General features: G+C 71.4%; 18 protein-coding genes and 4 pseudogenes. 6 read left to right on the top strand and 16 right to left on the bottom strand.

Features of this window, described 5'->3' with window-relative positions:
* Nucleotides 1–18: 18 nt before the first annotated feature.
* On the bottom strand, nt 19–1,128 hold the full coding sequence (locus AC1P0E_RS25750) for a CobW family GTP-binding protein (RefSeq protein WP_482744484.1): 1,110 nt from the start codon (nt 1,126–1,128) through the stop codon (nt 19–21).
* Nucleotides 1,129–1,267: 139 nt separating this feature from the next.
* On the opposite strand from AC1P0E_RS25750, the gene AC1P0E_RS25745 reads away from it, so the two are divergent.
* Nucleotides 1,268–3,067: a sensor histidine kinase gene (locus AC1P0E_RS25745; protein ID WP_482744483.1), complete on the top strand. Its 1,800-nt coding sequence runs from the start codon at nt 1,268–1,270 to the stop codon at nt 3,065–3,067.
* Nucleotides 3,064–3,744, top strand: a complete 681-nt coding sequence (locus AC1P0E_RS25740; RefSeq protein WP_482744482.1) for a response regulator — start codon at nt 3,064–3,066, stop codon at nt 3,742–3,744. The genes AC1P0E_RS25745 and AC1P0E_RS25740 overlap by 4 nt, the downstream gene beginning before the upstream one ends.
* Nucleotides 3,745–3,811: 67 nt before the next feature.
* Here the strand turns inward: AC1P0E_RS25740 and AC1P0E_RS25735 are convergent, their stop codons facing one another.
* The 5 genes and pseudogenes from AC1P0E_RS25735 to AC1P0E_RS25715 form a co-directional block, all read right to left on the bottom strand.
* Nucleotides 3,812–5,404, bottom strand: coding sequence for a solute symporter family protein (locus AC1P0E_RS25735; RefSeq protein WP_482744481.1), 1,593 nt, complete (start codon nt 5,402–5,404; stop codon nt 3,812–3,814).
* Nucleotides 5,401–5,886 carry a DUF485 domain-containing protein gene (locus tag AC1P0E_RS25730; RefSeq protein WP_482744480.1) on the bottom strand — a complete coding sequence of 162 codons (486 nt, stop codon included), beginning with the start codon at nt 5,884–5,886 and terminating at the stop codon, nt 5,401–5,403. The genes AC1P0E_RS25735 and AC1P0E_RS25730 overlap by 4 nt, the downstream gene beginning before the upstream one ends.
* Nucleotides 5,887–5,983: 97 nt before the next feature.
* Nucleotides 5,984–6,124, bottom strand: a pseudogene (locus AC1P0E_RS25725) (LuxR C-terminal-related transcriptional regulator); the annotation flags it as partial.
* Nucleotides 6,125–6,132: 8 nt separating this feature from the next.
* Nucleotides 6,133–6,351 (bottom strand): annotated as a pseudogene (locus tag AC1P0E_RS25720) (sensor histidine kinase); the annotation flags it as partial.
* Between the two features lie 154 nt (nt 6,352–6,505).
* Entirely contained in the window at nt 6,506–8,626 is a 2,121-nt protein-coding gene (locus AC1P0E_RS25715; protein WP_482744479.1) for a DNA gyrase/topoisomerase IV subunit B, read from the bottom strand.
* A gap of 431 nt (nt 8,627–9,057) precedes the next feature.
* Here AC1P0E_RS25715 and AC1P0E_RS25710 point away from each other — a divergent pair, with 431 nt between their 5' ends.
* Nucleotides 9,058–9,288 carry a DUF7455 domain-containing protein gene (locus AC1P0E_RS25710; protein ID WP_028814168.1) on the top strand — a complete coding sequence of 77 codons (231 nt, stop codon included), beginning with the start codon at nt 9,058–9,060 and terminating at the stop codon, nt 9,286–9,288.
* A gap of 107 nt (nt 9,289–9,395) precedes the next feature.
* Here the strand turns inward: AC1P0E_RS25710 and AC1P0E_RS25705 are convergent, their stop codons facing one another.
* The 7 genes from AC1P0E_RS25705 to AC1P0E_RS25675 form a co-directional block, all read right to left on the bottom strand.
* Nucleotides 9,396–10,226, bottom strand: coding sequence for a S1 family serine peptidase (locus AC1P0E_RS25705; protein WP_482744478.1), 831 nt, complete (start codon nt 10,224–10,226; stop codon nt 9,396–9,398).
* Between the two features lie 154 nt (nt 10,227–10,380).
* Nucleotides 10,381–11,955 (bottom strand): RNA polymerase sigma factor, encoded by a 1,575-nt coding sequence (locus tag AC1P0E_RS25700; RefSeq protein WP_482744477.1) that lies wholly within the window; start codon nt 11,953–11,955, stop codon nt 10,381–10,383.
* A gap of 396 nt (nt 11,956–12,351) precedes the next feature.
* A complete protein-coding gene (locus tag AC1P0E_RS25695) occupies nt 12,352–13,239 on the bottom strand; it encodes a FadR/GntR family transcriptional regulator (protein WP_482744476.1) in 888 nt (295 codons plus the stop codon).
* A gap of 160 nt (nt 13,240–13,399) precedes the next feature.
* A complete protein-coding gene (locus AC1P0E_RS25690) occupies nt 13,400–15,154 on the bottom strand; it encodes an ATP-binding cassette domain-containing protein (protein ID WP_482744475.1) in 1,755 nt (584 codons plus the stop codon).
* Between the two features lie 197 nt (nt 15,155–15,351).
* Nucleotides 15,352–16,116, bottom strand: coding sequence for an NUDIX hydrolase (locus tag AC1P0E_RS25685; protein WP_482744474.1), 765 nt, complete (start codon nt 16,114–16,116; stop codon nt 15,352–15,354).
* A 99-nt stretch (nt 16,117–16,215) separates the two neighbouring features.
* A complete protein-coding gene (locus AC1P0E_RS25680) occupies nt 16,216–18,216 on the bottom strand; it encodes a glycogen debranching N-terminal domain-containing protein (protein ID WP_482744473.1) in 2,001 nt (666 codons plus the stop codon).
* A gap of 108 nt (nt 18,217–18,324) precedes the next feature.
* The gene (locus tag AC1P0E_RS25675) at nt 18,325–19,632 is read right to left on the bottom strand and encodes a DUF4192 domain-containing protein (RefSeq protein WP_482744472.1); all 1,308 of its coding nucleotides are present in this window, start codon (nt 19,630–19,632) and stop codon (nt 18,325–18,327) included.
* Nucleotides 19,633–19,743: 111 nt separating this feature from the next.
* Between AC1P0E_RS25675 and AC1P0E_RS25670 the strand changes: the two genes are divergently transcribed.
* Together AC1P0E_RS25670 and AC1P0E_RS25665 are read left to right on the top strand one after the other, a co-directional pair.
* A complete protein-coding gene (locus AC1P0E_RS25670) occupies nt 19,744–21,906 on the top strand; it encodes a RecQ family ATP-dependent DNA helicase (protein WP_482744471.1) in 2,163 nt (720 codons plus the stop codon).
* Between the two features lie 250 nt (nt 21,907–22,156).
* Nucleotides 22,157–22,786 (top strand): hypothetical protein, encoded by a 630-nt coding sequence (locus AC1P0E_RS25665; RefSeq protein ID WP_482744470.1) that lies wholly within the window; start codon nt 22,157–22,159, stop codon nt 22,784–22,786.
* A gap of 138 nt (nt 22,787–22,924) precedes the next feature.
* Here the strand turns inward: AC1P0E_RS25665 and AC1P0E_RS25660 are convergent, their stop codons facing one another.
* From AC1P0E_RS25660 to AC1P0E_RS25650, 3 genes and pseudogenes are all read right to left on the bottom strand, one after another.
* A complete protein-coding gene (locus AC1P0E_RS25660; RefSeq protein ID WP_482744469.1) occupies nt 22,925–23,557 on the bottom strand; it encodes a hypothetical protein in 633 nt (210 codons plus the stop codon).
* 60 nt (nt 23,558–23,617) lie between these two features.
* Complete coding sequence (locus AC1P0E_RS25655; RefSeq protein ID WP_482744468.1) at nt 23,618–24,328, bottom strand: ribonuclease HII; 711 nt, start codon at nt 24,326–24,328, stop codon at nt 23,618–23,620.
* A gap of 61 nt (nt 24,329–24,389) precedes the next feature.
* A pseudogene (locus AC1P0E_RS25650) lies at nt 24,390–24,966 on the bottom strand (TetR-like C-terminal domain-containing protein).
* On the opposite strand from AC1P0E_RS25650, the pseudogene AC1P0E_RS25645 reads away from it, so the two are divergent.
* A pseudogene (locus AC1P0E_RS25645) lies at nt 24,872–25,459 on the top strand (MFS transporter); the annotation flags it as partial. The pseudogenes AC1P0E_RS25650 and AC1P0E_RS25645 sit on opposite strands and share 95 nt — an antisense overlap.
* Nucleotides 25,460–25,499: the final 40 nt, after the last annotated feature.

The following is a 25,499-nucleotide window of genomic DNA, read 5'->3' as shown; positions in this document are numbered from 1 at the left end:
GGCCTGGCCCCGTAAGGGTCAGCCCTCGCCCTGTACGTACCGCAGGACGCCCCACATGCTGTGCTCGTCGGCAGCGGCGGGGGCGTCCTGCGCGTCGTCGTCCCGGGCGCCGGCGTTCTGCGAGCCGTCGTCCTGCGGGCGGCCGGCCCGGCATTCCGCGAGCTCCTTGCCCAGCGCGTCACCGTCGGTCCCGGACCCGATGAGTACGAGCTGCGTGATCCTCCGCTCGTCGCGCCCCCAGGGCTCGGGGTAGAAGCGCAGGAACCGCCCGACGGCATGCACGCCGTACCTGTTGCGTGCGTCGGCCGCACCGAAGTCGACGTACCCCTTGATCCGGTAGAGCCCCTCCGGCCTGGTGTCGAGGAACTCCATGAGCCGGCGCGGGTCCATGGGCACCTCGGAGGTGAAGGAGACGCTTTCGTACGCCGCGTGCAGATGATCGCCGTGGCAGTCGGAGTCGTGCGCGTCCCCCTCGCCCCGCAGGTCGTCGAACGACAGCTGCCGCACCTTCTCCTCGCCGTCCGGCCGCACCGCCGGGTCGAAGAGCAGCTCCGGATCGATCCGTCCGTACGACGCGCGGACGACGGCCGTACCGCCGCTGAGACCCCCGACGGTGTCGAGGACGCGCTCGAGCTGCTCCTCCCCCACCCGGTCCGTCTTGTTCAGCACCACGAGGTCGGCGACGGCGAGATGCCGGTCCATCTCCGGATGTCGCTCCCGCGTCGCGTCGAACTCGACGGCATCGACGACCTCGGCAAGCCCTCCGTACACGATCCGCTCGTTCTCACTGGCCAGCACCATCCGGACAAGCTCCTGCGGCTCGGCGAGCCCGCTCGCTTCGATGACGATCACATCGAGCCGGGCGGCGGGCCGGGCCAGCTTCTCCAGGTACTCGTCGAGCTCACTCGCGTCGACGGCGCAGCACAGGCATCCGTTGCCGAGCGAAACGGTGGAGTCCCCGAGCTGCCCGGCTACCGCCATGGCGTCGATCTCGATGGCCCCGAAGTCATTGACGATCACGCCGATCCTGGTGCCCCGGCTCTGCGCGAGCAGGTGATTGAGCAGGGTCGTCTTGCCGGACCCCAGGAAGCCCGCGAGGACGATGACCGGGATCTGCTTCTTGCTCACCAGGGGGCCTTTCGCTTGGCACGGGAACGGGCCGCCCCAGGATATTGGCGAGCTCGGCGCTCCGGACGGCCGCAGGAGCCGTACGGGCCGGAGCGTGGGATTTCGGAAAGGTGTGCCCGGCGCTTTACCGTTCGTAGACATGAGCGCCGCACCCAACACCTCCGGCAGACGACTTCGTCTGGGCTGGCCCCAGCGCGTCTTCTCGCAGGTGCTCCTCATGCAGCTGGCCATCGCCACCGGCGTCACCGTGCTCGCCACCGGCCTCTTCCTCGCCCCGCTCAGTGCTCAGCTCGACCAGGAGGCGATGCGGCGGGCGCTCGCGATCGCGCAGACCACGGCGGCCCAGCCGCAGCTCGCCGGCGCGGTGGCCGGGTCGCGGCCCGCCGTCGAAGGGCCCGTACAGGCGGAGGCGGAGCGCATCAGGCGCTCCACCGGCGCCGAGTACGTCGTGATCATGGACGAGCGGGGCGTCCGCTGGTCCCACACCGACCCCCGCCAGATCGGCAAGGTCGTCTCCACCGACCCCAGCGAGGCGCTCGGCGGCCGCGAGGTCATGGAGATCGACGAGGGTACGCTCGGCCGCTCCGCCCGCGGCAAGGTCCCGCTGCGCGAGGCCGGCGGCGAGATCGTCGGCGCGGTGTCGGTCGGCATCGAGTACGACAGCGTCCGCGCCCGGCTGCTGGCGGCGATCCCCGGGCTGCTGGCGTACGCGGGCGGCGCTCTCGCCGTCGGCGCGGTGGCGGCGTACCTCATCTCCCGAAGACTCCAGCGGCAGACCCACGACCTGGCCTTCTCCGACATCTCCGCGTTGCTGGCCGAGCGCGAGGCGATGCTGCACGGCATCCGCGAAGGCGTCGTCGCCCTCGATGCCGCGGGCAGGATCCGGCTGATGAACGACGAGGCCCAGCGGCTGCTCGGCCTCGGCACCGAGGCCACGGGGCGGCCGCTCGACGAAGTGCTGGGCGAAGGACGTACCGCCGATGTGCTGGCGGGGCGGGTGACCGGCGACGACCTGCTGACCGTGCGCGGGCAGCGTGTGCTTGTGACCAACCGGATGCCGACGGACGACGGCGGCGCCGTGGCGACTCTGCGCGACCGTACCGAGCTGGAGCGGCTCGGCCGCGAGCTGGACTCGACGCGGGGTCTGATCGACGCCCTGCGCGCGCAGGACCACGAGCACGCCAACCGGATGCACACGCTCCTGGGGCTGCTGGAGCTCGGCATGCACGAGGAGGCGGTGGAGTTCGTGACGGAGGTCGCGGAAGTGCACCGCGCCACTGCCGAGCAGATCACCGAGAAGATCCACGACCCGATGCTGGCGGCGCTGCTGGTCGGTAAGGCCACCGTCGCGGCGGAGCGCGGGGTCGCGCTGCGGCTCTCCGACGCGACGCTGCTGCCCGACCGGCTGGTGGACCCGCGCGGTCTGGTGACCGTCGTCGGCAACCTGGTGGACAACGCGCTGGACGCGTCGGCCGGGTCCCTGGACGCCGTGGTCGAGGTCGAGCTGCGGGCGCGCGGGCGGACGGCCGTGCTGCGGGTGACGGACAGCGGGCCCGGTGTCCCGGCCGAGCAGCGCGAGCTGATCTTCACGGAGGGGTGGTCGACCAAGGAGCTGCCGGCCCACGGCAAGCGCGGCCTCGGCCTCGCGATGGTGCGCAGGCTCGCGGAGCGGCAGGGCGGCAGCGCCCGGGTCGGCGAGGCGGCCGAGGGCGGCGCCGAATTCACCGTCGTACTGCCGGAGGCGCTCACGCCGAAGGCGCTCACCGACGCCGGCCTGAGCGATACGGCGCCGGGTGAGCCGGGGTTCGCCGGCTCGGGGCGGGCCGGAACGGGACCGGCGCACACCGGGCCGGCACACATGGGGTCGGCCACTGGTACGGCCGGGACGGGCTCGGGGCCGGACACAGCGGCGTCGGCCGCGGCGGGAGAGACGCGATGATCGACGTACTGGTGGTGGACGACGACGTCCGCGTCGCGGAGATCAACGCCGCGTACGTGGCCAAGGTCGCGGGCTTCCGCGTCGTCGGCCGGGCGCATTCCGCCGCCGACGCCCTGGCCCAACTCCAGGCCGCCCACGTCGACCTCGTGCTCTTGGACCACTATCTGCCGGACCGGAACGGGCTCGCGCTCGTCCAGGAGCTGCGCGCCCTCGGTCTTGAGACCGACGTGATCATGGTGACGGCGGCGCGCGACATCGGGACCGTGCAGGCGGCGATGCGCCAGGGAGCTCTCCAGTACCTGGTGAAGCCCTTCAACTTCGCCGGACTGCGCACCAAGCTGGAGGCGTACGCCGCGCTGCGCCGGACGCTCGACGGGGGCGGCGAGGCGGAGCAGGCCGAGGTGGACCGCATCTTCGGAGCGCTCTCCGTGACCGGCTCCCCCGACCTCCCCAAGGGACACTCGCCCACCACAGCCGCCATGGTCCGGCAGGTGCTGCTGGCGGCCGGAGGGCCGCTGTCCGCCCAGGAGATCGCGGAGCGGGCGGGCATGAGCCGGCAGACCGCGCAGCGCTATCTGAAACTGCTGGAGCGGTCCGGGCGGGTACGGCTCAGCCTCAAGTACGGCGAGACGGGCCGCCCGGAACACCGTTACGCCTGGACGGCGAGCAGCGGCTGAGGGCATGGAGCGGCCGGGGGCGAGCGGGTGGAGCCCCCGAGCGCGTGCGCCTCCCGGGCCAGGTCGGTCAGACCGCCCCCGCGCCCGTCAGCGAGCGGACCTCCGTCTCCGCGTGTCCGGCCGCGTCCGGCGGTTCGGGCGACAGTGCCGTTCCTGCCCAGCCCGCGAGGAAGCCCAGCGGGATCGAGACCAGGCCCGGGTTCTGCAGCGGGAACAGCTGGAAGTCGACGCCGGGGAACAGCGCTTCGGGGCTGCCGGAGACGACCGGCGAAAGCAGCACGAGCAGCACCGCCGGGATCAGGCCGCCGTACACCGACCAGACCGCGCCGCGAGTGGTGAAGTTCCGCCAGAACAGCGAGTAGAGCAGCACCGGCAGGTTGGCGGACGCGGCGACCGCGAAAGCCAGGCCGACGAGGAACGCGACGTTCAGGTCGCGGGCGAGCAGACCGAGGGCGATGGCCACGGCGCCGATGCCGGCCGCGGCGACCCGGGCCACCGCCACCTCGCTGTACTGCTTGGCGTGGCGGCGCCTGAGCGAGGCGTACAGATCATGAGCCACTGAGGCGGACGAAGCCAGCGTGATACCGGCCACGACCGCGAGGATGGTGGCGAAGGCGATGGCTGCGACGACGGCGAACAGAACCGTTCCTCCTGTGGAACCCGCGCCGCCGCCCAGGTCGAGGGCGAGCAGCGGAACCGCCGTGTTCCCCGCCGCGTTGGACGCCCGTACCTCGTCGGTGCCGACCACCGCCGCCGCGCCGAAGCCGAGCACGATCGTCATCAGGTAGAAGCTCCCGATGAGACCGATGGACCAGACGACCGAGCGGCGGGCGGCTCGCGCGGTCGGCACGGTGTAGAAGCGGGACAGGATGTGCGGCAGGCCGGCCGTGCCGAGGACGAGCGCGAGACCGAGGCTGATGAAGTCGAAGCGGGCCGTCCAGTCCCCGCCGTACCGCAGACCGGGAGACAGGAAGTCCTTGCCGTGGCCGCTGCGCTCGGCGGCGGAGAGCAGCAGCTGGTTGAAGTCGCCGTGGAAGCGCACCAGTACGAGCACGGTGAGCGCGACCGTGCCCGCCATGAGCAGCACTGCCTTGACGATCTGGATCCAGGTGGTGGCCCGCATCCCTCCCAGCGATACGTAGATCACCATCAGCGCGCCCACGCCGATGACCGTCCAGGAGCGCGCGGCTTCGCTGCTCCCGCCCAGCAGCAGCGCGACCAGGCTGCCCGCCCCCACCATCTGCGCCACCAGATAGAGAACGGACACGGTGACCGAGGAAGTTCCCGCCGCGATACGGACAGGCCGCTCCCTCATCCGCGCCGCGACGACATCGGCGAGCGTGAAGCGGCCGCAGTTACGAACGAGTTCGGCGACGAGCAGCAGTACGACGAGCCACGCGACGAGGAAGCCGACGGAGTACAGCATGCCGTCATAGCCGAAGAGCGCGATCAGCCCGGAGATGCCGAGGAAGGACGCGGCGGACATGTAGTCGCCGGCGATGGCGAAACCGTTCTCCATGGGCGAGAACAGCCGTCCCCCCGCGTAGAACTCCTCTGCGGAGCCGCGCCGGTTGCGGCTCACCCACGTCGTGATCGCCAGGGTCGCCGCGACGAACACGCAGAACAGCAGCAGCGCGAGTGTCTGGTGGTCGTCGGTCACCGCTCGGTCCCCCTGATGCCACGGGTCAGTTCCTGGGTGTCCCAGCGCAGATCGAGCGCCGCGCGGTCCCTGCGCAGCCGCGCGTGACGTGCGTACGCCCAGGTCAGCAGGAAGGTGGTGAGGAACTGGCCGAGTCCGGCGACCATCGCGACGTTCACCGCGCCGGCGACGGGGCGGGCCATCAGGTCGTGCGCGGTGGTCGCCGCGACGACGTAGGCGACGTACCAGGTGAAGAAGGCGAGGGACGCGGGCACGACGAACCGCCGGTAGCGGCTGCGCACTTCCTGGAAGGCGGCGCTGCGCTGCACCTCCAGATAGATCTCGGCTGCACTGGGACCGGGCTCGGGGCCCGTGGGCGCGGGAGGCGTGAGCGGCGCGGGCGCTCCCGTACCGTCGAGTTCACCCCAGCCGGAGGCAAGCGCGTCGTACCAGGGGTCGTCGATCCGCACCGCTGCGGCCTCGCGCCCTTCCTGCTTCTCCACCGAACAACTCTCCTTGTCCGCGAACGAATTGTCCGCGTGCCCAAGGATGGACAGACCGGGAAGATCCAGGACTCTTCAATCCCCGCACTTCACCCCTTCAGGTGACGGAGGCCCCGGGCGGCTGTGCGAGCCCGTGCCGGTGGGCGTACCGCACCGCCTGCGCCCGGTCGCGCACTCCAGCCTTGGCGAAGAGGTTGTTGATGTGCTTCTGCACGGTGGCCGTGCCGATGCGCAGCGCGACGCGGGGCGATCCCCCGGCACATCGACCGTCGCGTCCCCTGAAGGCACCACCAGTTCCCGCAGGAAGGCTTCCACGGCCCACCACTCACCGCGCAGCGCGGAGAGCGCCTGACGGGTCTCCGCGAGCCGCTCGCGGGCCATGCCGTGCGCCGCCACGACGCGCTCCAGGATCTGCGCGGCCTCCAGGCGCACCATCTGCGCCGAGAGGCTGTGCGCCAGTACGTCGTCGTGTCAATGATCATCCGCACCCGTGGAACCCCGAGCCGCGTCAGGGCCTCCTGGGAAGGCCATGCCGTCCAGCCGCCGATCCCGCCCGGGAACGGAGCGTGAGTGGAGCTGCGCGCTCCACCCACGGGTGAATTCCGGGATCCCGGTTGACTCAGGCGTCGATGCGCGAGCGGTCCAGCGTGGCCGCGGAGCTGGTGATGAACTCCTTGCGCGGCGCGACCTCGTTGCCCATCAGCAGGTCGAAGACCTGCTCGGAGGATTCCAGGTCACCGATGTTGATCCGGCGCAGCGTGCGATGGCGCGGGTCCATCGTGGTCTCCGCCAGCTGGTCCGCGTCCATCTCGCCGAGGCCCTTGTAGCGCTGGATGGAGTCCTTGTAGCGCACGTTCTTGCGCTGGTACTCCAGCAGCGTCTGCCGCAGCTCGCTGTCCGAGTACGTGTAGACGTACTTGTCCTGGCCCTTCTTGGGCTGGACGAGCTCGATCCGGTGCAGCGGCGGTACGGCGGCGAAAACGCGTCCCGCCTCCACCATCGGACGCATGTAGCGCTGGAAGAGCGTCAGCAGCAGGCAGCGGATGTGCGCGCCGTCGACGTCGGCGTCGACCAGCAGCACGATCTTGCCGTAGCGAGCGGCGTCGATGTCGAAGGTCCGGCCCGACCCCGCTCCTATGACCTGGATGATGGCGCCGCACTCGGCGTTCTTGAGCATGTCCGAGACGGACGACTTCTGGACGTTGAGGATCTTGCCACGGATGGGGAGCAGCGCCTGGAACTCGGAGTTCCGGGCGAGCTTGGCCGTACCGAGTGCGGAGTCTCCCTCGACGATGAAGAGCTCGCTGCGCTCCACGTCGTCGCTGCGGCAGTCGGCGAGCTTGGCCGGCAGCGAGGAGGACTCCAGCGCGGTCTTGCGGCGCTGCGCCTCCTTGTGCTGGCGGGCCGCGATGCGCGTGCGCGCCGCGGCGACGACCTTCTCCATGACGGAGCGCGCCTGCTGCTTCGCGTCGCGCTTGGTGGAGGTCAGGAAGCCCTTGAGCTCCTTGGCGACGACATTGCCGACGATCCGCGCGGCCGCCGACGTACCGAGGACTTCCTTGGTCTGGCCCTCGAACTGCGGCTCCGCGAGACGCACCGTGACGACCGCGGTGAGGCCCTCCATGGCGTCGTCCTTGACGACGTCGTCCTCCGCCACCCGCAGCAGCTTGGCGGAGCGCAGCGCTTCGTTGACGGTCTTGGTGAGGGACCGCTCGAAGCCGGAGATGTGGGTGCCGCCCTTGGGGGTGGCGATGATGTTGACGAAGGACCTGACGGTGGTGTCGTACCCCGTGCCCCAGCGCAGCGCGATGTCCACGCCCAGCTCGCGGGTGACCTCGGTGGCCGTCATGTGGCCGCGGTCGTCGAGGACCGGCACGGTCTCCTTGAAGGTGCCCTGTCCACTCAGCCGCAGGACGTCGCAGACGGCCTTGTCCTGGGCGAGGTACTCGCAGAACTCGCTGATGCCGCCGTCGAAGCGGAAGACCTCCTCGGTCTTGCCCCCGCCCTCTATGGCGCGCTCGTCGCGTACGACGATGGTCAGGCCGGGCACGAGGAAGGCCGTCTGGCGGGCGCGCTGGTACAGCGTCTCCAGGTTGAGCTTGGCGTCCTTGAGGAAGATCTGGTGGTCGGTCCAGTAACGCACGCGCGTGCCGGTGCGCGTCTTGGGGACCCGCTTGCTCTTGCGCAGCCCGTTCGCCGGGTCGAAGGGCGAGTCCGGGCCCGACTCGGTGAACATGCCGGGGACGCCGCGCCGGAAGCTGATGCCGTGCGTCGCGCTATTGCGGTCGACCTCGACGTCCAGGCGGGCGGAGAGGGCGTTGACGACCGATGCGCCCACGCCGTGCAGGCCGCCGGAGGCGGCGTACGAGCCGCCGCCGAATTTTCCGCCGGCGTGCAGCTTGGTCATCACGACCTCGACGCCGGACAGGCCCGTCTTGGGCTCCACGTCGACCGGGATGCCCCGGCCGTTGTCACGGACCTCGACCGAGTCGTCGTCGTGGAGGATGACCTCGATGTGGTCGCAGTAACCGCCGAGGGCCTCGTCGACGGAGTTGTCGATGATCTCCCAGAGGCAGTGCATGAGACCGCGGCTGTCGGTGGACCCGATGTACATACCGGGGCGCTTGCGGACGGCCTCGAGCCCCTCGAGTACGAGGAGGTGCCGCGCGGTGTAGTTGGAGCCGTCACGGTCTGCACCGGTCAGAAGCGCAGTGGACGGCACGGACGTCTCGGCGGTCACGCGGTTCGCTCCTCGCTGAATTTCAAATGTGTCCCGATGGGGTACGGGCCCGGCGTGGGTCGCCGGTCAGAGGGTACCGAGGCCTGGTAGAGCCGATGTAACGCCACCCTCAGGAAAACTCATGCTAGTCCAGAGTCGTATGCACGTTCGATCCCTCGATGGGGTGACGTGGACATCACGTTCCCTTCTAGGCATGAACCATTTAGGCTCCGGGCACGTCCTCATGAACAACCGGCAAGCCAGCCGGGAGGCAAATACCCAACAATCGACGCGAAACCGTAGAGCGACGCAATACGGCTCCTTCGCCGCTAACCGGCAGCAGACAGCCACCTCGGAAGAATTTTCAAGGAAAAGCCACGAGCGGGAACGTTTTCGGCCTGGTTGGATGTTGACCCTGGTACGACAGCTCGTCGAGCTAGAGAAGAGGCGACGTGACTACTGTTCTGACCCCCGCGAGCCCCCTGACGGCCGCTGACCGATGCGACCGCTGCGGCGCCCAGGCCTACCTGCGCGTTGTCCTGGCCAGCGGCGGCGAACTGCTCTTTTGCGCCCACCACGGACGTAAGTTCGAGCCGGAACTCAAGAAGATCGCCGCTGAAATACAGGACGAGACCGACCGGCTGACCCCCGTGCCGCCGTCCCCAGAAGACGAGGAACGCTGACACGTCCTCGCGACCACGACGAGCCAAGGGCCGGTTCCGACCGGCCGACGGGCGGTCTCCCCGCTAGGTCGGGGGAGGCCGCCCGTACTCGTACGCTGCAAGCGTAATCAGCTTCTTTCGGTCCAGGTTTCAGGGGCGGCTGAGAGGCGTGCGTACACACCGGGGTTCTCCGCCTGACCGCAGCCGCTCCCCCAGGAGACGAGCCCGATCAGCCGGCCCTCGGCCACCAGCGGTCCGCCGCTGTCCCCCTGACAGGCATCGTGCCCCCCTTTCTCGTCCCCGGCGCACAGCATCGTGTCCGCCCGGTACGTGCCGTCCGGGCGTCCGGGATAAGCCCGCTCGCAGGTGCTGTCGGGCAGCACCTTCACCGGCGCGGCCCGTAGCTCGTCCGCGTAGGCCCCGGCGCCGGTCGTGTCGCCCCAGCCGTAGACGACGGCGCTCGTGCCCGGGTTGTACGCCGCGTGGCCCGCCCCGGCCGCCTTGATGGCGTCATCCGCGGGAAGCGGGGTCGACAGGGTCAGCAGCGCGAAGTCTCCGGCGTTCGTCTTGTCGTCGTACGCCGGATTGAGCTGGACGCCACTGACCGCGGTCTCCCGGCCGCCCGCGCCCTTCAGCTCGCTGCGGCCCGAGATGACGGCCAGGTCGCGCACCTGCCCGAGGGGTACGCCCAGTACATCCGAGCTCACGCAGTGTGCCGCCGTCAGCACCTTGGCGGGCGCCACCAGCACTCCGCCGCAGAATTGCCCCGCCCGCGTACCTCCGAACCGGTCACGGCTGGAGAGGGCCACCACCCACGGTGACTGCGAGATCTGTACCGGCTGGCCCCCGATGACCACACCGTCCGGGGTGGCGGTACCGCCTGAGGCCTGTGGCGCCGCAACGGCCATGGCCGTCAGGGCCAGCGCCCCTGTCAGTGATCCGGCAAAAGAGCGACGCATACGGCCTCCTGGCTCGGTGCTGCAATGGCACCCTCAGCCTCAGCCGGACACCTGCGCGCCGCACCCGCGAAAAGCCGGGGCCCCGGAGTCTCGTACGTGAGACTCCGGGGCCCGGCCCGAGCGGGTGAACGACCACAGGTACGCCGGCCGCGTCCTAGTCGAGGTAGTCGCGCAGGACCTGCGAGCGCGACGGGTGGCGCAGCTTCGACATCGTCTTCGACTCGATCTGACGGATGCGCTCACGCGTCACGCCGTAGACCTTGCCGATCTCGTCCAGCGTCTTCGGCTGACCGTCGGTGAGACCGAACCGCATGGACACGACACCCGCCTCGCGCTCCGAGAGGGTGTCGAGGACCGAGTGCAGCTGCTCCTGCAGGAGCGTGAAGGAGACCGCGTCGGCCGGGACGACCGCCTCGGAGTCCTCGATGAGGTCACCGAACTCGCTGTCGCCGTCCTCGCCGAGCGGGGTGTGCAGCGAGATGGGCTCGCGGCCGTACTTCTGGACCTCGATGACCTTCTCGGGGGTCATGTCGAGCTCCTTGGCGAGCTCCTCCGGGGTGGGCTCGCGGCCCAGGTCCTGGAGCATCTGGCGCTGGACGCGGGCCAGCTTGTTGATGACCTCGACCATGTGCACCGGGATACGGATGGTGCGGGCCTGGTCGGCCATCGCGCGGGTGATCGCCTGACGGATCCACCAGGTGGCGTACGTCGAGAACTTGTAGCCCTTGGTGTAGTCGAACTTCTCGACGGCCCGGATCAGACCCAGGTTGCCCTCCTGGATCAGGTCCAGGAAGAGCATGCCGCGGCCGGTGTAGCGCTTGGCCAGCGAGACCACCAGGCGGAGGTTGGCCTCCAGCAGGTGGTTCTTGGCGCGCCGGCCGTCCTCGGCGATGATCTCCAGCTCGCGCTTGAGCTTCGGCGCGAGCTTGTCGCTGTTGGCCAGCTTGTCCTCGGCGAACAGGCCCGCTTCGATGCGCTTGGCGAGTTCCACCTCCTGCTCGGCGTTGAGGAGGGGGACCTTGCCGATCTGCTTGAGGTAGTCCTTGACGGGGTCGGCGGTGGCGCCGGCGACAGCGACCTGCTGCGCGGGCGCGTCGTCCTCGTCCTCGTCGGAGAGAACGAAGCCCTTCTCCCCGCCCTCTTCCTCATCGTCGGTGCCCGCCTTGACCGGGGTCTCCTCGGTGGAGTCCTCACCGTCTGCCGACTCGTCGGAGTCCTTCTTGGCGGAGGTCTTCTTGGCGGCCGTCTTCTTGGCCGCGGTCTTCTTCGCGGTGGTCTTCTTGGCTGCCGCCTTCTTCGCGGCGGCCTTCTTCTCCGGCTCCGGGGAGACGACGTCGTCGTCGGCCACGGCGTCCACGGTTTCCGATGTTTCCGATGCCGGTGCGGCCGTTGCCGCGACCGTCTGGGCGGGGGCCGCCGCGGCCGCGTTGGCCGCAACGGCCTTGGTGGCGGTGCGCTTGGCCGGGCTCTTCGCTGCGACGCTCTTGCGGGGGCGCTTGGGCGACTCCGCGGCAGTGACCATCAGCGTCACACCCTCTTCCTCGAGGATCTGGTTGAGGCTGCGCAGAACGTTCTTCCACTGGGCCGCCGGAATCTGGTCGGCCAAGAATGCCTGGCGCACGTCATCGCCCGCGATCTGCCCATCAGCCTTTCCCCGCTCGATGAGCGCCATCACAGACTCGGACTCGGCGATATCCGGCGGGAGCGTACGGGATGTGCTGGCCGACACGAACAACCTCTCGGAACGATGGAAACGGCTTCCGGCCTCGCCCTGAGTACGGGCCACGACCGACGACATCGGGCTGGGGGTGTACCGACGGCGCGGGTTGAACCTCGGACTGGTTACAGCGCCACGTTCAGCGGCTGTATTCCTTCTTCGGCTGTCACCTCTTAGGTCATCGCGTAGTCCCGCGGAGTGTTACGCCCAATCTGCGTGGCCCAAGTCACACCCCGTACCAAATGAGGAGGAACAGAAGGGACATCGGCTCGCGGCCAGCTCACAATCGTGTCGCCGGACCCCATGGGATCCGGCGACACAGGTTCTCAGCTTCCTCAGCGTTCCTTCAGCGCAGCCGGGCCGCAAGGCACACACACCCTGGGCACCCACCCTGGCCGTGGTCCGCAGTCAGTGCTCGCGCGGCGCAGGCACCACACGCTCCACTTCCGGGTGAACGGTGAGCAGTTGACGCATGGCGTTCTCGGCGGCCATGGCGTCGCCCGTGGCGAGCGCGTCGACCGTGCGGGAGTGGTAAACGAGCGCGGCCTCGGTGGGGCGGTCACAGCCGGTGACAGGGCCGCCGGACACCTGGAGGGCGGCGGAGACGATGCCGGAGAGATGCTCGAGCATCCGGTTGCCTGCGAGCTGGATGAGCAGGGAGTGGAACTCGGAGTCGGCGCGGGAGAACGTCAGGGAGTCGCCCTGCGTGAGGGCGTGGCCCATGATCTCGACCATGTCACCGAGCCGCTGCTGGAGGTCCTCGCGTCCGTGCCCGGCCGCGAGGCGGGCGGCGAGCGGCTCGATCATCCACCGCAGTTCGCCCAGTTCACGGCGCTGGTCGTCGCGCTGCGGACCGAAGGCCCGCCATTCGATGATGTCGGGGTCCAGCAGGTTCCAGTCACAGACGGGGCGGACCCGGGTCCCAACGTTGGGCCGAGCGCTGACCAGGCCCTTCGCCTCGAGTACGCGCAGGGATTCGCGTACGACGGTACGGGAGACCTCGAAGCGCTGGCCGATCTCCTCGGGTACGAGCGGACGGTCGGCGCCGAGGTCGCCGGAGACGATCATCTGGCCGAGCTGCTGGACGAGTTGGCCGTGGAGCCCGCGGCCCCGGCTGCCCGCCGAGCGGCGGCCCATCCGGCCCAGGTCCGTGTCGGCCCCGTCCCAGGAGGGCACGCCGACGCGATCGGCGCCCGGCGCCTCCGCGTAGGGGTAGCGGTCGAGTTCACCCGGCCCGGCGAGGCCGGAATCGGCGGGGCGGGAGGCGGTCATCATGGTGTGCGCAAGGGTACTCACGGATCCTTTGTCGGCGGGACTCCCGCGACCCTTGAGGTCTTTGGTGAAAAGCACACGAAAGGGTGATCGCCGCCCGCCCCGCAATTGACGACTTATCGGAAAGAAACGGGCGTTCTGCGGGGAGTTGTGAGCGGGCGTCTGCCTGCACAGCCCGAGCCGGTCACCAATAGGTCCGGCGGCGAAGGCCAGTGAACAGATACGCGCAAAGCAGGGCACAGAGCGACAATGTCAGTGCCGCACCGACCGGTTGGGCCGCGAGCCTCATCGCGGCCACCAGCCAGGGATCGATCTCGTACGGCCACTGCAACCACGCCACCTCGCGCAGCCTGCCCGGGAGTCCGGCCACCGAACGTGCGGACGGGCCCACCACCACCCGCTGCGCGACCGGCGCCACCAGGACCGGCACGGCGAGCACCGCGGCCACTCCGGCGGCCGTCGCGCGGAAGACCCCGGCGCCGAGCAGCCCGGCCCAGGCGCAGCCGACGGTCAGGGCTGACCAACTGGCCGCCATGGCGGCCCATTTCTCCGGTACGCGCATCAAGTCCTCGCCGTACACGAGCCTCAGGGCCTGGGCGTCGGCCACCACGACGAGCAGGCCCAGCAGGAGCGCGGCGGTGGCGGAGACGGTCAGCTTGGCGAGGAGCAGTCCCACACGGCGGGGAACCGTGCCGCGGGCGGCCGCGAGGGCCGGGTAGCGGAACTCCTCACCGAAGGCGATCGCGCCGAGCAGCCCGGCGCCGAACGCGGCCGGCGGCAGGGGCAGGAGGTCCGGCCAGGCGGCGAGAAGTGCGGGCACAGGGGTGCTGCCGACGCGGGCCAGCAGCACGGAGATCGTCACGGAGGCGACCAGGACGGCGGCGGCGACGAGGAGGGTCGTCCGCGTACCGAGGAGGCGGTGCAGTTCGTAGCGCAGGGGGCGGAGCGGGCTGCGGGACGGACGCCGGTACTGCGACGTCAGGGCCGGCACGGAAACCCTGACGGCGGACTCCCCGGGCCGCTTGGAGACGGCGGGGGCGGGCTGCCGCTCCGGGGCGGGAACCGGGCCCGTGTCGCCGGTCTCGTCGGCGAGCCGGTGGACCGGGATGCCGTGCCGGAAGGCGGTCTCGCCGACCTGCGCGCAGTCGCTGCCGTAGACGGAGAGGCGGGTGCCGCTCTCGGCGACGACTTCGACCGAACGCCGGGCGGCGCGGGCCTCCCGGGTGACCAGGGCGCCGAGGCGGGCGGCGTGCGGAGTCCTGACGGCGACGCGGGGACGGAGCCTGGTCATTGCGAACTCGGCGGCATCCTGATCGGCGACGAGGCGGCCGCCATCGATGGTGACGACCCGGTCGGCGGTACGGGCCGCCTCCCGGGCGTCGCTCGTGGTGTAGAGCACGGTGCCGCCCTGGGCCGCGTGGCCGCGCAGCAGCCCGAACAGCCAGCTGTTCTCGCGCGGCGACAGGCCCTTGGCGGGCTCGTCGAGGAGGAGCGTGTGCGGGTCACCCAACAGGGAGGAGGCGAGGCCGAGTCGGCGGTCCATGCCGAGGGAGAGCGTACTGAGGCGCTGGTCGGCGAGCGCTGCCAGGCCGACGAGGTCGAGCATGTCGTTCGCGCGGGCGGCGGGCACGCCGACCGCGGCGCACAGCATGCGCAGCTGGCCGCGGGCGGTACGCGCGGGGTGGCCCGGGACATCACCGAGGAGCGCCCCGACCTCGCGGGCGGGGTGTGCGATCCGGTACAGGGGGCGGCCGCGGAAATACGTGACGCCGCGGCCGGGTGCGAGGTCGAGCATCAGCCTGAGCGCCGTGGTCTTGCCGGAACCGGCCGCACCGAGGAGCGCCGTGACCTGCCCCGGCCGGGCCTCGAAGGTGAGATCGTCGACGGCGGGCGGGAGTTCGCGGCGGGGGGCGCTGGTGAGTCCAATGGCCTGGAGCATCGCTTCTCTCGCGGAAGAGGGGCCGCCCGGCGGCAGGGCGGTACGCAGCAAGATAACGCGACATATCCGACTTTTTGTGCAGCGCGGACCGCTCGGGTGTCAGAGGTCGGCTGCCGGACCGGCGTTCGGACCCGGCGCCGGCCTCCGCGTCGTACTCGGACCGACCTCCGGGCCGACCTCCGTACCGGGCCTCTGCGTCAGACCTCGGGACGCAGCATCGGCGGATTGAGCAGCGTCGCGCCGCCCGCCCGGAACAGCTGTGCGGGCCTGCCGCCCTGCCGGGTCGTGGTCCCGCCCGAGGGGACGAGGAACCCAGGGGTACCGGTGACCTTGCGGTGGAAATTCCGGGGGTCGAGTGCGACGCCCCACACGGCTTCGTACACCCGGCGCAACTCGCCGACCGTGAACTCCGGAGGGCAGAAGGCGGTCGCGAGCGACGAGTACTCGATCTTGGAACGGGCGCGCTCCACGCCGTCCGCGAGGATCTGGGCATGGTCGAAGGCGAGCGGCGCCGGAGGCTCGTCCTCGCGGCTGTAGTCGCCACCCTGGTCAAGCAGGGCTTCCACCGGCGCCCAGCGCGCGCTGTGCGCGTCGCCGCCGGCCCGCGGGGCGGGCAGATCCGGCGCGAGCACGAGGTGGGCCACGCTCACCACGCGCATCCGGGGGTCCCGTTTCGGGTCTCCGTACGTGGCGAGCTGTTCGAGGTGCGCCCCGTTCCCGATCGAGGGTGTGCCGGGCTCGTGCGCGCACAGCCCCGTCTCCTCGGCGAGTTCACGGGCCGCCGCCGCACCGAGGTCCTCCTCCGCCCGCACGAAGCCTCCGGGCAGCGCCCAGCGGCCCTGATAGGGCTGCTCCCCGCGGCGTACGACCAGTGCGCACAGCGCGTGACGGCGCACGGTGAGTACGACCAGATCCACGGTGACGGCGAAGGGAGGAAAGGCCGATGGGTCGTAGGGCGACATGCCGCGATCATAGTCGTCTGCCTGACGATAAACAGTCCTCCTGCCGGGGAAGCCACCGTCCCGGCCGACCTCTTCACCCCACTCGTCGGCATCCACGGTTCAGACCCCCAACTGGAGTGCGCCGGCCGCTTCCTCGACCATGCCGAGGCCGAGCCTGCTGATCCGTACGGCGAAGGGTTCACCCGCCACGCGCAGGCCGGAGAACTGCACCGCGCCGAGCGGCGCGCTGCGCACGGGGAACAGCGCGACCGTGCCCGCCGGGGCGTCCGGGCGGATGCCCGCGAGCACGGTGAGCAGGTGGATTCCGGCAGCGGCGGCCACCGCCGCGGGCCGGCACGCGGCCGGGTGCGGGACGGGAAGGCTGTCCGCGGTGCGCTGCTCGCCGGCGTACATCTCCGGCAGCCGGTTGCCGAAGGCTCCCGCCGCGTCGAGGACCCCGCGCAGGAGGGCGGCCGCCTCCCGCTCGTACCCCGCCGCCGCGAGTCCCGCGACGGCGACGGCGGTTTCGTGGACGCGCACCGCGCCGCCGCGGTGGCCGAAGGGGTTGTGCCCCGGCTCCTTGGCGCCGAGGCTGCGCAGCCCCCAGCCCGAGTCCATCGCGGGGCCGCCGAGCAGTCTCGCCACCTGCTCGGTCTGCACCTTGTCCAGCAGGCCCGGCGCCTGTCTGCCCCCGCCGAGCAGGCCGGTGTCCAGGAGGTGCGCGGCGGCGGCGCCGAGGTGCGGGACGAGCCGCCCCCCGGCGGTGCCTGCCGCCGCCGGCCGGCCGCCCGCTCGGTCGTCGATCCAGAAACCCTCCCGGAACGTGCGGCGCAGCGTGGCCGCCCACTCGCGCCATCCTTCGGCGCCCGGCCTGCCGCACTCGGCCAGCAGGTCGGCGCCGAGCACGGCCGCGCGGTGGGCATGCGCCTGGGTTTCGCTGCGCCGCGGCCCGTTGGGGCCTTCCCGCAGGCACCCGTCGTCGTCCGCGGCTCTGCGCAGCCAGAGCAGACAGCGTTCGGCCACCGGAAGCAGCTCCTCCAGGTCCTGCTCCGGGAGCCCCCACCGCCGCGCCTCCGCGAGGACGACCGGGAAGGCCAGCGTCGCCTCCACCCCCGTGCAACTGGGCGGGAGATGCGGTCCCGCGTCCCTGAGCGGGCCCGGGAGCCGCCCCTGGAGGGGTCCAGGGCCCGTCAGCTGGGTACGGGCGAGAGCGCGCAGGGTGGACGCGGCGAGCCGAGTGCCGAGCGGCAGCGCCATCCGCGCCGCCCACAGCGCCTCGGCGGGCGCGAGCCCGCACCGCCAGGGCACTCCCGCCGCCAGGTATACGTCCGCCGGGTTGCGGGGGTCGCGCATCAGCAGGGCCCGCAGATCGTCGAGGCTGGTCCGCAGCAGCTCCCGTACCCGCGGATCGTCACCCTCCGCCGTCGCCTCGGAGAGCGGCCCCGTCCCGGTTTTCACCGGCGGCCGGGCACCACGGTCCGTACGGATCCGCAGCTCGATGGTGCGCGAGGCGCCGGGCAGCAGCTCGATCTCCCAGCGCAGCAGACCGGCGGAGGCGATCGCGTCCTGGGGAGGCGGATCGGCGGTGACCACCGCCTGGGCGCCCGCCGCCGACCAGCGCATACCCGAGGCGTGCACGCTGGCGGGCAGCTCGGGCCCCGCGCGGCCGGCCGCGACGGCGCCGAGGTCCGCGAGATCGGTGCCAAGTCCGATCTCCACCCGGAGCCGCAGCGTTCGGCGCGCCGAGCTGCGCAGGGTGATCCGTTCCGTGCCCTCGGCGTGCCGCAGCCGCTCCACGGCGATCTCGGGGTCCGGCCCGGTGCCGGCCGGCGTACGCACCACACCCACGAACCGGGCACGCCCTGCCGAGATCAGCCGGCCCTGCACGGCGACCGGTTCGCGATCCGCGACCCGCAAGTGGCAGCGGGCGAGCAGACGGCGCCCCGACTGGTAGAAGCCCTCCAGGCCGTGACCGGTGAGCTGCCCGTGTTCGGCGGACAGCGCGAATCCCGGCAGGTCGGCGCAGATCAGCAGGGCATGTACCGAGGGCAGCTCACCGGGAGCCCTGGCACCTCCCGCGAGCGGCCTTCCCGCGGCGGGGGGCGGGGCGGTAAGGGTCATACGGTGCCTCCTCTGCGCTCGTGACAGCCGCACCGGTCGAGATGGCGCGGGGCGTTCGGGGTACCGCCACCGGTGTGAACGTCCACATCGGCACCCTGGTCACGGCCGTCATCGCTCGCTCCTGCGGCGCTGCCCGTCCTGTCGGCGCGTGCGGCCGCGTGCGGCGGCCGCACCGGGCCGCGCCTTGGCGGGCGGTGCGCTCTGCTTGGCGGCTGCCTGCTGCCGTACCGAACGAGTGGCCGAACGAGTGGCCGGACGCGTACGCAGAGCGCGGGGGCCGGGCCGCTTGCGCTCCGCGCGCTCCTGGCGCAGACAGCGCCGTAGCGCTTCGGGATCGAGACCCTCGTTGCACGCCTGGTGCAGGAGCTGCGCGAAGGTGTACTCGGGGTCGGACCGCAGGGCTCGGCCGAGGGCGACCCGTGCCCCCGGCTCGTCGCCGCTCGACCAGGCGACCCATCCCGCGAGCGTGAGCGGGGCGGCGGCATGGGTTTCGTACGCTCCCGCGCACCGACGGGCGAGCGCCCGCCAGAGCCGTAGTGCGGGCTCGGCGTCCGGGCCTTCCATCCATTCCGCGGCCCGGTCCCTCGTCTCCCGGTCCTGAAGTCCGAGGATGACGGCGGCAGCCTCGTCATGGGAGATGAGCGCGTCGTCCCCGGCGTCCGCGTCCGGCCGGCCCGCCGACGCCGGCGGATTCTCACCAAGGCGCTTCATGAGCCGGCGCACCAGCCCGAGCGTCTCGGCTGCGACCTCCTCACGCTCGGCCCCGCCGAGGATCCGGGGCACCAGCGCGAGCCCCGCCGCGTCCAGAGCCCGCACCTGCTCCTGGTCGACGGGCTGCCGGGGCGCGAGCCTCGCCTCCATGTCCCGCAGGGATCCCTGAACCTGGATACCGGCGTAGGCCGCGGCGGCGGCCATCACCGAGGTGCCCGGCAGGGCCAGTACGTTGCCCTCGGGCGGGCAGCAGCGCTCATCGGGGCAGCAGTAGGACCAGTACCTCCCGTCGGAAATGCACAGCGCTTCGAACACGGGCACATCGAGCGCGCCGCACGCGGTTCGCAGCCGCTGCGCGAAGGGGCGCAGCCGCTCCATCACCTGCTTGCCCGACTCCCCGTCGGCCGGGTCCTGGCAGAGGAAGACGACGATGCCGTCGGGACGGCCTCCTCGGCGCTCACTGCCGCTCACCAGGCAGTCGGCGAGCTGGTCGGAGACGAACGGCCATTCCCGCGGCGAGCGGGGGATGCCCAGCCTGAGCCGTCCGCCGAACCGGCCCCGGCGGCCGTGCAGCGCTACCATCACCACGCTGTCGGTCGGATGGAAGCCCATCAGATACGGAAGGGCGTCGGCCAGTTCGGCGGGGCCACGCAGGGTGATCTGGTCGCCGGCGGAGGGGCCTGTGGGTTCGTGGTGCTTGTTCATGGCTCGACGGTCCCGCAGACACCGCCCGCTCCGCCAACCCTGTGGATAAAGTTATCCACAGGCCGGAGGTCGCATTCGCACAATGTACGAGTCATCAGGTTGCATGGGGGCATGACCAACGCAGAGCTCAGGTCCTCGGCCGATTCCGTACTCGCCCGCCTTGTCGGAGACACCACCGGCGCGGCCCGGCTGCGCGAGGACCAATGGCTGGCCATCGAGGCTCTCGTCGCGGACAAGCGCCGGGCGCTGGTCGTGCAGCGCACCGGCTGGGGCAAGTCCGCCGTGTACTTCGTGGCCACCGCGCTGCTGCGCGAGCGCGGCGCGGGCCCCACCGTGATCGTCTCGCCGCTCCTCGCGCTCATGCGCAACCAGGTCGAGGCCGCGGCCCGCGCCGGCATCCGCGCCCGGAGCATCAACTCCTCCAACACCGAGGAGTGGGACACGGTCCAGGCCGAGGTCGCCGCGGGCGAGGTGGACGTGCTCCTGGTCAGCCCCGAGCGCCTCAACAATCCCGACTTCCGCGACGAGGTGCTTCCCAAGCTGTCCGCCGCCACCGGCCTGCTCGTGGTGGACGAGGCGCACTGCATCTCGGACTGGGGTCACGACTTCCGGCCCGACTACCGGCGGCTGCGCACCATGCTCGCCGACCTGCCGCCCGATGTGCCGGTTCTCGCCACCACGGCGACAGCCAACGCGCGCGTGACCGCCGACGTCGCCGATCAGCTGGGCACGGGCGGTGGCTCCGACGCCCTGGTGCTGCGTGGGCCGCTCAACCGGGACAGTCTCAGCCTGGGTGTACTGCGCCTCCCCGATGCAGCACACCGGCTGGCCTGGCTCGCCGACCACCTGGGCGAACTCCCCGGCTCCGGGATCATCTACACCTTGACCGTGGCCGCCGCCGAGGAGGTCACCGCCTTCCTGCGCCAACGCGGGCACACCGTCGCCTCGTACACGGGCAAGACCGAGAACGCCGACCGCCAGCAGGCCGAGGAGGACCTGCTCGCCAACCGTGTCAAGGCTCTTGTCGCCACCTCCGCGCTGGGCATGGGCTTCGACAAACCCGACCTCGGCTTCGTCGTCCACCTCGGTTCCCCCTCCTCACCCATCGCGTACTACCAGCAGGTCGGACGCGCGGGCCGTGCCGTGGACCACGCGGAGGTACTGCTGCTGCCGGGCAAGGAGGACGAGGCGATCTGGCAGTACTTCGCCTCGGTCGCGTTCCCGCCCGAGGAGCTGGTCCGGCGCACTCTCGATGTGCTCGCCCGCGCGGCGAAGCCGCTGTCGCTGCCCGCGCTGGAGCCACTGGTGGAGCTGCGCCGCTCCCGCCTGGAGATGATGCTCAAGGTCCTCGATGTGGACGGTGCGGTCAGGCGGGTGAAGGGCGGCTGGACCGCCACCGGTCAGCCCTGGGCGTACGACGCCGAGCGGTACGCCTGGGTGGCGCGCCAGCGCGCGGCCGAGCAACAGGCCATGCGGGACTACGCCACGACGACCGGCTGCCGGATGGAGTTCCTGCAGCGCCAGCTGGACGACGAAGGCGCGGCGGCGTGCGGCCGCTGCGACAACTGCGCGCAGCCCCGGTTCACCGCCGGTCTGTCGCCGGAGGCGTTGGACACGGCGCGCGGTGAACTGGGCCGCGCGGGCGTCGAAGTGGAACCGCGCCGCATGTGGCCGACCGGACTCGGCGCGGTCGGCATCGACCGCAAGGGCCGTATCCCGGCGGGCGAACAGGCGCTGCCGGGACGGGCCCTGGGGCGGCTCTCGGACATCGGCTGGGGCAACCGGCTGCGGCCGATGCTGTCGCCGGGCGCTGCCGACGGGCCGGTGCCGGAGGCGGTGGCACAGGCCGTGGTGGGGGTACTGGCCGACTGGGCGAAGGGGCCGGGAGGCTGGGCATCGGGCGATCCGGACGCGCCTGCGCGCCCGGTCGGAGTGGTCACCGTGGCCTCGCGTACAAGGCCCGAGTTGATCCACACACTGGGCGCCAAGATTGCCGAAATCGGCCGGATGCCGTTGTTCGGCTCACTGGAGTACACGGCGGCGGCCGAGGTCACAGCCCCGCATCGCAGTAACAGCGCGCAGCGCCTGCGTGCGCTGGAAGGCGCCTTCACTGTGCCGCCTCAGCTGGCTTCGGCACTGGCCGGTGCCGAAGGCCCGGTGCTCGTGGTGGACGACTTCACGGAAACGGGCTGGACGTTGGCGGTGGCGGCGCGGCTTCTGCGGCAGGCGGGCGCCCAGGCGGTGCTGCCGCTCGTGCTGGCCGTGCAGAGCTGACCCGCATGATCGGCGGGAAGGCCTCGCCGACCTGACGGGAGGCATCGCGGGCGGTCGGACTGGGCAGGGATATCCAAGCCATACCCGCAGATTTCAGTCGGCCGCGTCAATTGCTCGTTGCCGCACACCCCACGGGGCAGCGAGAATTGGACCGCTCCCCGCACGGCCCGCTGCGGACCGGAAAGGCTGTGCCGCGGCGCGCCCCAACCGACCCTGCCCACACAGTGGGCGCGTATGCGAAGGGAGGACCGTGACCTTCGGATTCGCTCCGTCCGCCGGCTCGTCGAACCCGACACCGGCCGACGCCATCAGCCGTCTGGGCCGGACGCTCGAACCGTCCGAGTGGGCTGCCGCGGGTATACCGCTGCTCCGCAATCCGCGTGAAGTCGTCAGCGGACTGCACGCCCGGCATCACCCGGAACCGGCCACGGCAGTCGTCGCCGTCCTCGACGCCGAGGAACGGCTCACCGCCAGCGCCTCGTTCGCCCGGCGCTCCGTCCCGGCCGACGGCTGGGAGTTGCGCAACGCCCTGCTCGCGCACCTGCGCCGCGTCATCCCGCACGACCTGCGCCGCCGCACGCCCGTACGGACCGCGGTGCTGCTCTACTGCCGCGACGGGGACGAGCGCTGGACGGAGGAGGACGGGGCGTGGATGTGGGGCCTGCGGGACGCCTGCACCCTGCACGGACTGCGCTGCGGCGCGTACATCACGCTGACGCACGGCGGCTGGCAGGTGCTGGGCGAGGGCCGCGGCGGCCGTCGCCCGAGCACCGGATCACGCCCGTCCGGCCTGGCGGAAGCCACCGCCGGGGCCGAGCTGCCACCGCCGCGCACAGGTGGCGGGGCGGCGGACGCGCTGCGGCGGGCGGCGGCCCGCTGAAGCGGCCCGCCGGCCTACGCGTCCCTCCCGCACCTCACGTCCCACGCGCCCCGCACGGAGCGTGAGGAGAGCACGGATCGTACGGCGCGCACTGAGGGCGAACGAAGCGCCCACTGTGGGCGAACGAAGGTACGCGGCTCAGACACCCACGCCGAGCGCGGAGTTGACCCGCTGCGGGTCTCCGCACACGATCATCAGCGCGCCCGCCCGGGCCTTCGCCAGCGGCAGCGCACGGTTCACCGCGTCGTCGCCCTCGCCGTTGACCGCGACAACGACCACGGGCCGGCCTGCAGTTCGCTCCGCGACGGCGGCGTCCGCGTAGAAGACGTCGTCACGGGCATCGTGCTGGGCCCAGTAGGCGCCTTCGCCGAAGGACAGCTCATGGGCGGCCCACGGGTGCTGCTCACCGGTGGTGAGCACCAGGATGCCGCCCGGCGCGCGGCCCGCGTCGAGCAGTACGTCGACCGCCTCGTCGGCGGCGTCGAGCGCGCCGCCGGCAGGAGCGGGGATCAGCTGGATCTGCGGCGCGGAACGATTTTCCTGCCGGGAGGACGGGGACCGGCCACCGGGCGTGTGCGACCGCTGCGCGGCGGGCGCGGGCCTGACCGGGCCGGGGCCGGGTACGGGCCGTCCGGGACGCGGCGTGGCCGCGGTGCGCGGGCCGGGTACGGGTGCGGGACGGGGGGTCGACGCGGGACGGCCGGTGGCCGAAGTGACGCGGGGACCCTGGGCGCTCTCGTGAATCTGAGGCTCCTCGGGGGAGAGAGGCATGAGTGGATTTCTATCAAATCCCACCGCTGAGCGCAGCAGTGGGTGGGTACACGCGTGCGATCAGAAATCGAAGCCGAGTTGGCCCCCGCTTTCCAGAGCTGCGGCCTCCGCCGAGATCCGGGTCTTCTTGAGGTGCGCCCACTGAGGCAGCGCGTCGAGATAGATCCACGAAAGCCGGTGGTACGGGGAGGGCCCACGTTCCGCCAGCGCCGCCTTGTGCACAGGTGAGGGATAGCCCGCGTTGGCCGAGAAAGCGTAGGCGGCCAAGTCCTCGGACTCATTGTCCAGTTCGGCCATCATCGCGTCCCGCCGCACCTTGGCGATCACCGAGGCGGCCGCGACAGCGATGCAGGACTGGTCGCCCTTGATCACCGTGCGGACCTTCCAGGGCTGCCCGAGATAGTTGTGCTTCCCGTCGAGGATCACCGCGTCCGGCCGCACCGGCAGCGCCTCAAGGGCGCGTACTGCGGCGAGCCGCAGGGCGGCGGTCATGCCGAGCTCGTCGATCTCCTCGGGCGAGGAGTGTCCGAGGGCGTGCGAGGTGACCCACCCCTCCAGGACGGCGGCCAGCTCCGTACGGCGCTTCGGGCTGATCAGTTTGGAGTCGGTGAGCCCGTCGGGCGGGCGGCGCAGACCGGTGACAGCCGCGCACACAGTGACGGGTCCGGCCCAGGCTCCGCGCCCGACTTCGTCGACGCCTGCGATGATCTTGGCACCGGTGGTGGCGCGCAGTGAGCGCTCGACGGTGTGGGTGGGTGGTTCGTACGGCATGGCGCTTGCCAGGTTACGCCGCCGCGGCCCGTCGGCGACACCGCGGGGCCACCCCTCGCGTTCAGCCGTCCACCGGCCGCAGGAGCGGCACCATGATCCCGTCGATGATCTCGGCGATCTCCTCGTCCGGCCATTCGCTGCCGCACACATTCGAGCGGTACATCATCAGGCCCGGGATCACATCGAAGACCGGGTCGCCGGTGGCGTCGGGGCGGACGTCACCCCGCTCGATCCCCCGGCCTACGACCTCACAGAAGAGCCGGGTCGAGGGCTCGATCACTTGCCGCACGATCACTCTGTGGAACCGCTCGGCCACCTCGCTGTCGCATTCGTAAAGCACCGAGCGCAGCGCGAAGCCGGGCTTGGAATACATCGCTCCGCGCACCTGCCGGCAGAGCTGGTAAAGATCTTCGCGGATGCTGCCCCGGTCCGGCGCATCGTCGAGATCCGGCAGCCCGGCCCGCAGGGCGTCAGCGGCGGTAGACCGCGGCCTTGCCGGTCTGCGTATCGGCCGCGACGCCCTCCATGGTCAGCGCGTTCCAGATCGTGACGGCAGCCGGTCTCTCCTCGAAGCTGCTGCCGGTGCTCGGTCCGAAGCCGTTCCTGGTGGCGGGCGCGGTGTTCGCGGGATCGGGCATGGCCTGACTGACCGCGATCGATCCGGCGAGTTCGTACCTGGGCGGTGTGCTCGGTCCGATGTTGCTCTTCGGCTTCGGCATGGGTCTGGTCTTCGTCACGGCGACGCTGACGGCAGTGTCCGGTGTGGAGCAGCAGGAGTCGGGCGCGGCCTCCAGTCTGCTCAACGCCACTCAGATGGTGGGTGGTTCCCTGGGGCTGTCGATTCTTATGACCGTCTTCGGGACCGCCTGCCGCGACGAGGCGGCGCGGCAGCTGCCGTCGTTCCTCAAGGAGGCGACACCGGCCCAGCAGGAAGCTTTCGCCAAGTCCCATGAACTCCCCGCCCCTTGGGGTCACCATGTCCTCGCCGAGGGCATTGCGACGGCGTTCTGGACGGGCATCGGCCCGGTCGCGCTCGCCGTGCTCATCGCGCTGTTCGTCATCCGGGTGCGCAAGAGCGACCTGGAGGCGCGGAGCGGGACGGCGGGCGCCGCAGGGCCCGGAGCGGCCTGAGCGAGCCGGAAACAGCCAGGGGCGGAGCCGCGGTTCGGCT

This window comes from Streptomyces sp. TRD_SC_5 (genome assembly GCF_056836825.1).
This window is presented reverse-complemented; position numbering and strand designations above follow the sequence as displayed.

Coding starts and splice junctions, on each gene's coding strand:
- AC1P0E_RS25745 (WP_482744483.1), top strand. CDS start 1,268: ATGAGCGCCGCACCCAACACCTCCGGCAGACGACTTCGTCTGGGCTGG.
- AC1P0E_RS25740 (WP_482744482.1), top strand. CDS start 3,064: ATGATCGACGTACTGGTGGTGGACGACGACGTCCGCGTCGCGGAGATC.
- AC1P0E_RS25705 (WP_482744478.1), bottom strand. CDS start 10,226: ATGCGTCGCTCTTTTGCCGGATCACTGACAGGGGCGCTGGCCCTGACG.
- AC1P0E_RS25690 (WP_482744475.1), bottom strand. CDS start 15,154: ATGCTCCAGGCCATTGGACTCACCAGCGCCCCCCGCCGCGAACTCCCG.
- AC1P0E_RS25685 (WP_482744474.1), bottom strand. CDS start 16,116: ATGTCGCCCTACGACCCATCGGCCTTTCCTCCCTTCGCCGTCACCGTG.
- AC1P0E_RS25680 (WP_482744473.1), bottom strand. CDS start 18,216: ATGACCCTTACCGCCCCGCCCCCCGCCGCGGGAAGGCCGCTCGCGGGA.
- AC1P0E_RS25675 (WP_482744472.1), bottom strand. CDS start 19,632: ATGAACAAGCACCACGAACCCACAGGCCCCTCCGCCGGCGACCAGATC.
- AC1P0E_RS25670 (WP_482744471.1), top strand. CDS start 19,744: ATGACCAACGCAGAGCTCAGGTCCTCGGCCGATTCCGTACTCGCCCGC.
- AC1P0E_RS25660 (WP_482744469.1), bottom strand. CDS start 23,557: ATGCCTCTCTCCCCCGAGGAGCCTCAGATTCACGAGAGCGCCCAGGGT.
- AC1P0E_RS25655 (WP_482744468.1), bottom strand. CDS start 24,328: ATGCCGTACGAACCACCCACCCACACCGTCGAGCGCTCACTGCGCGCC.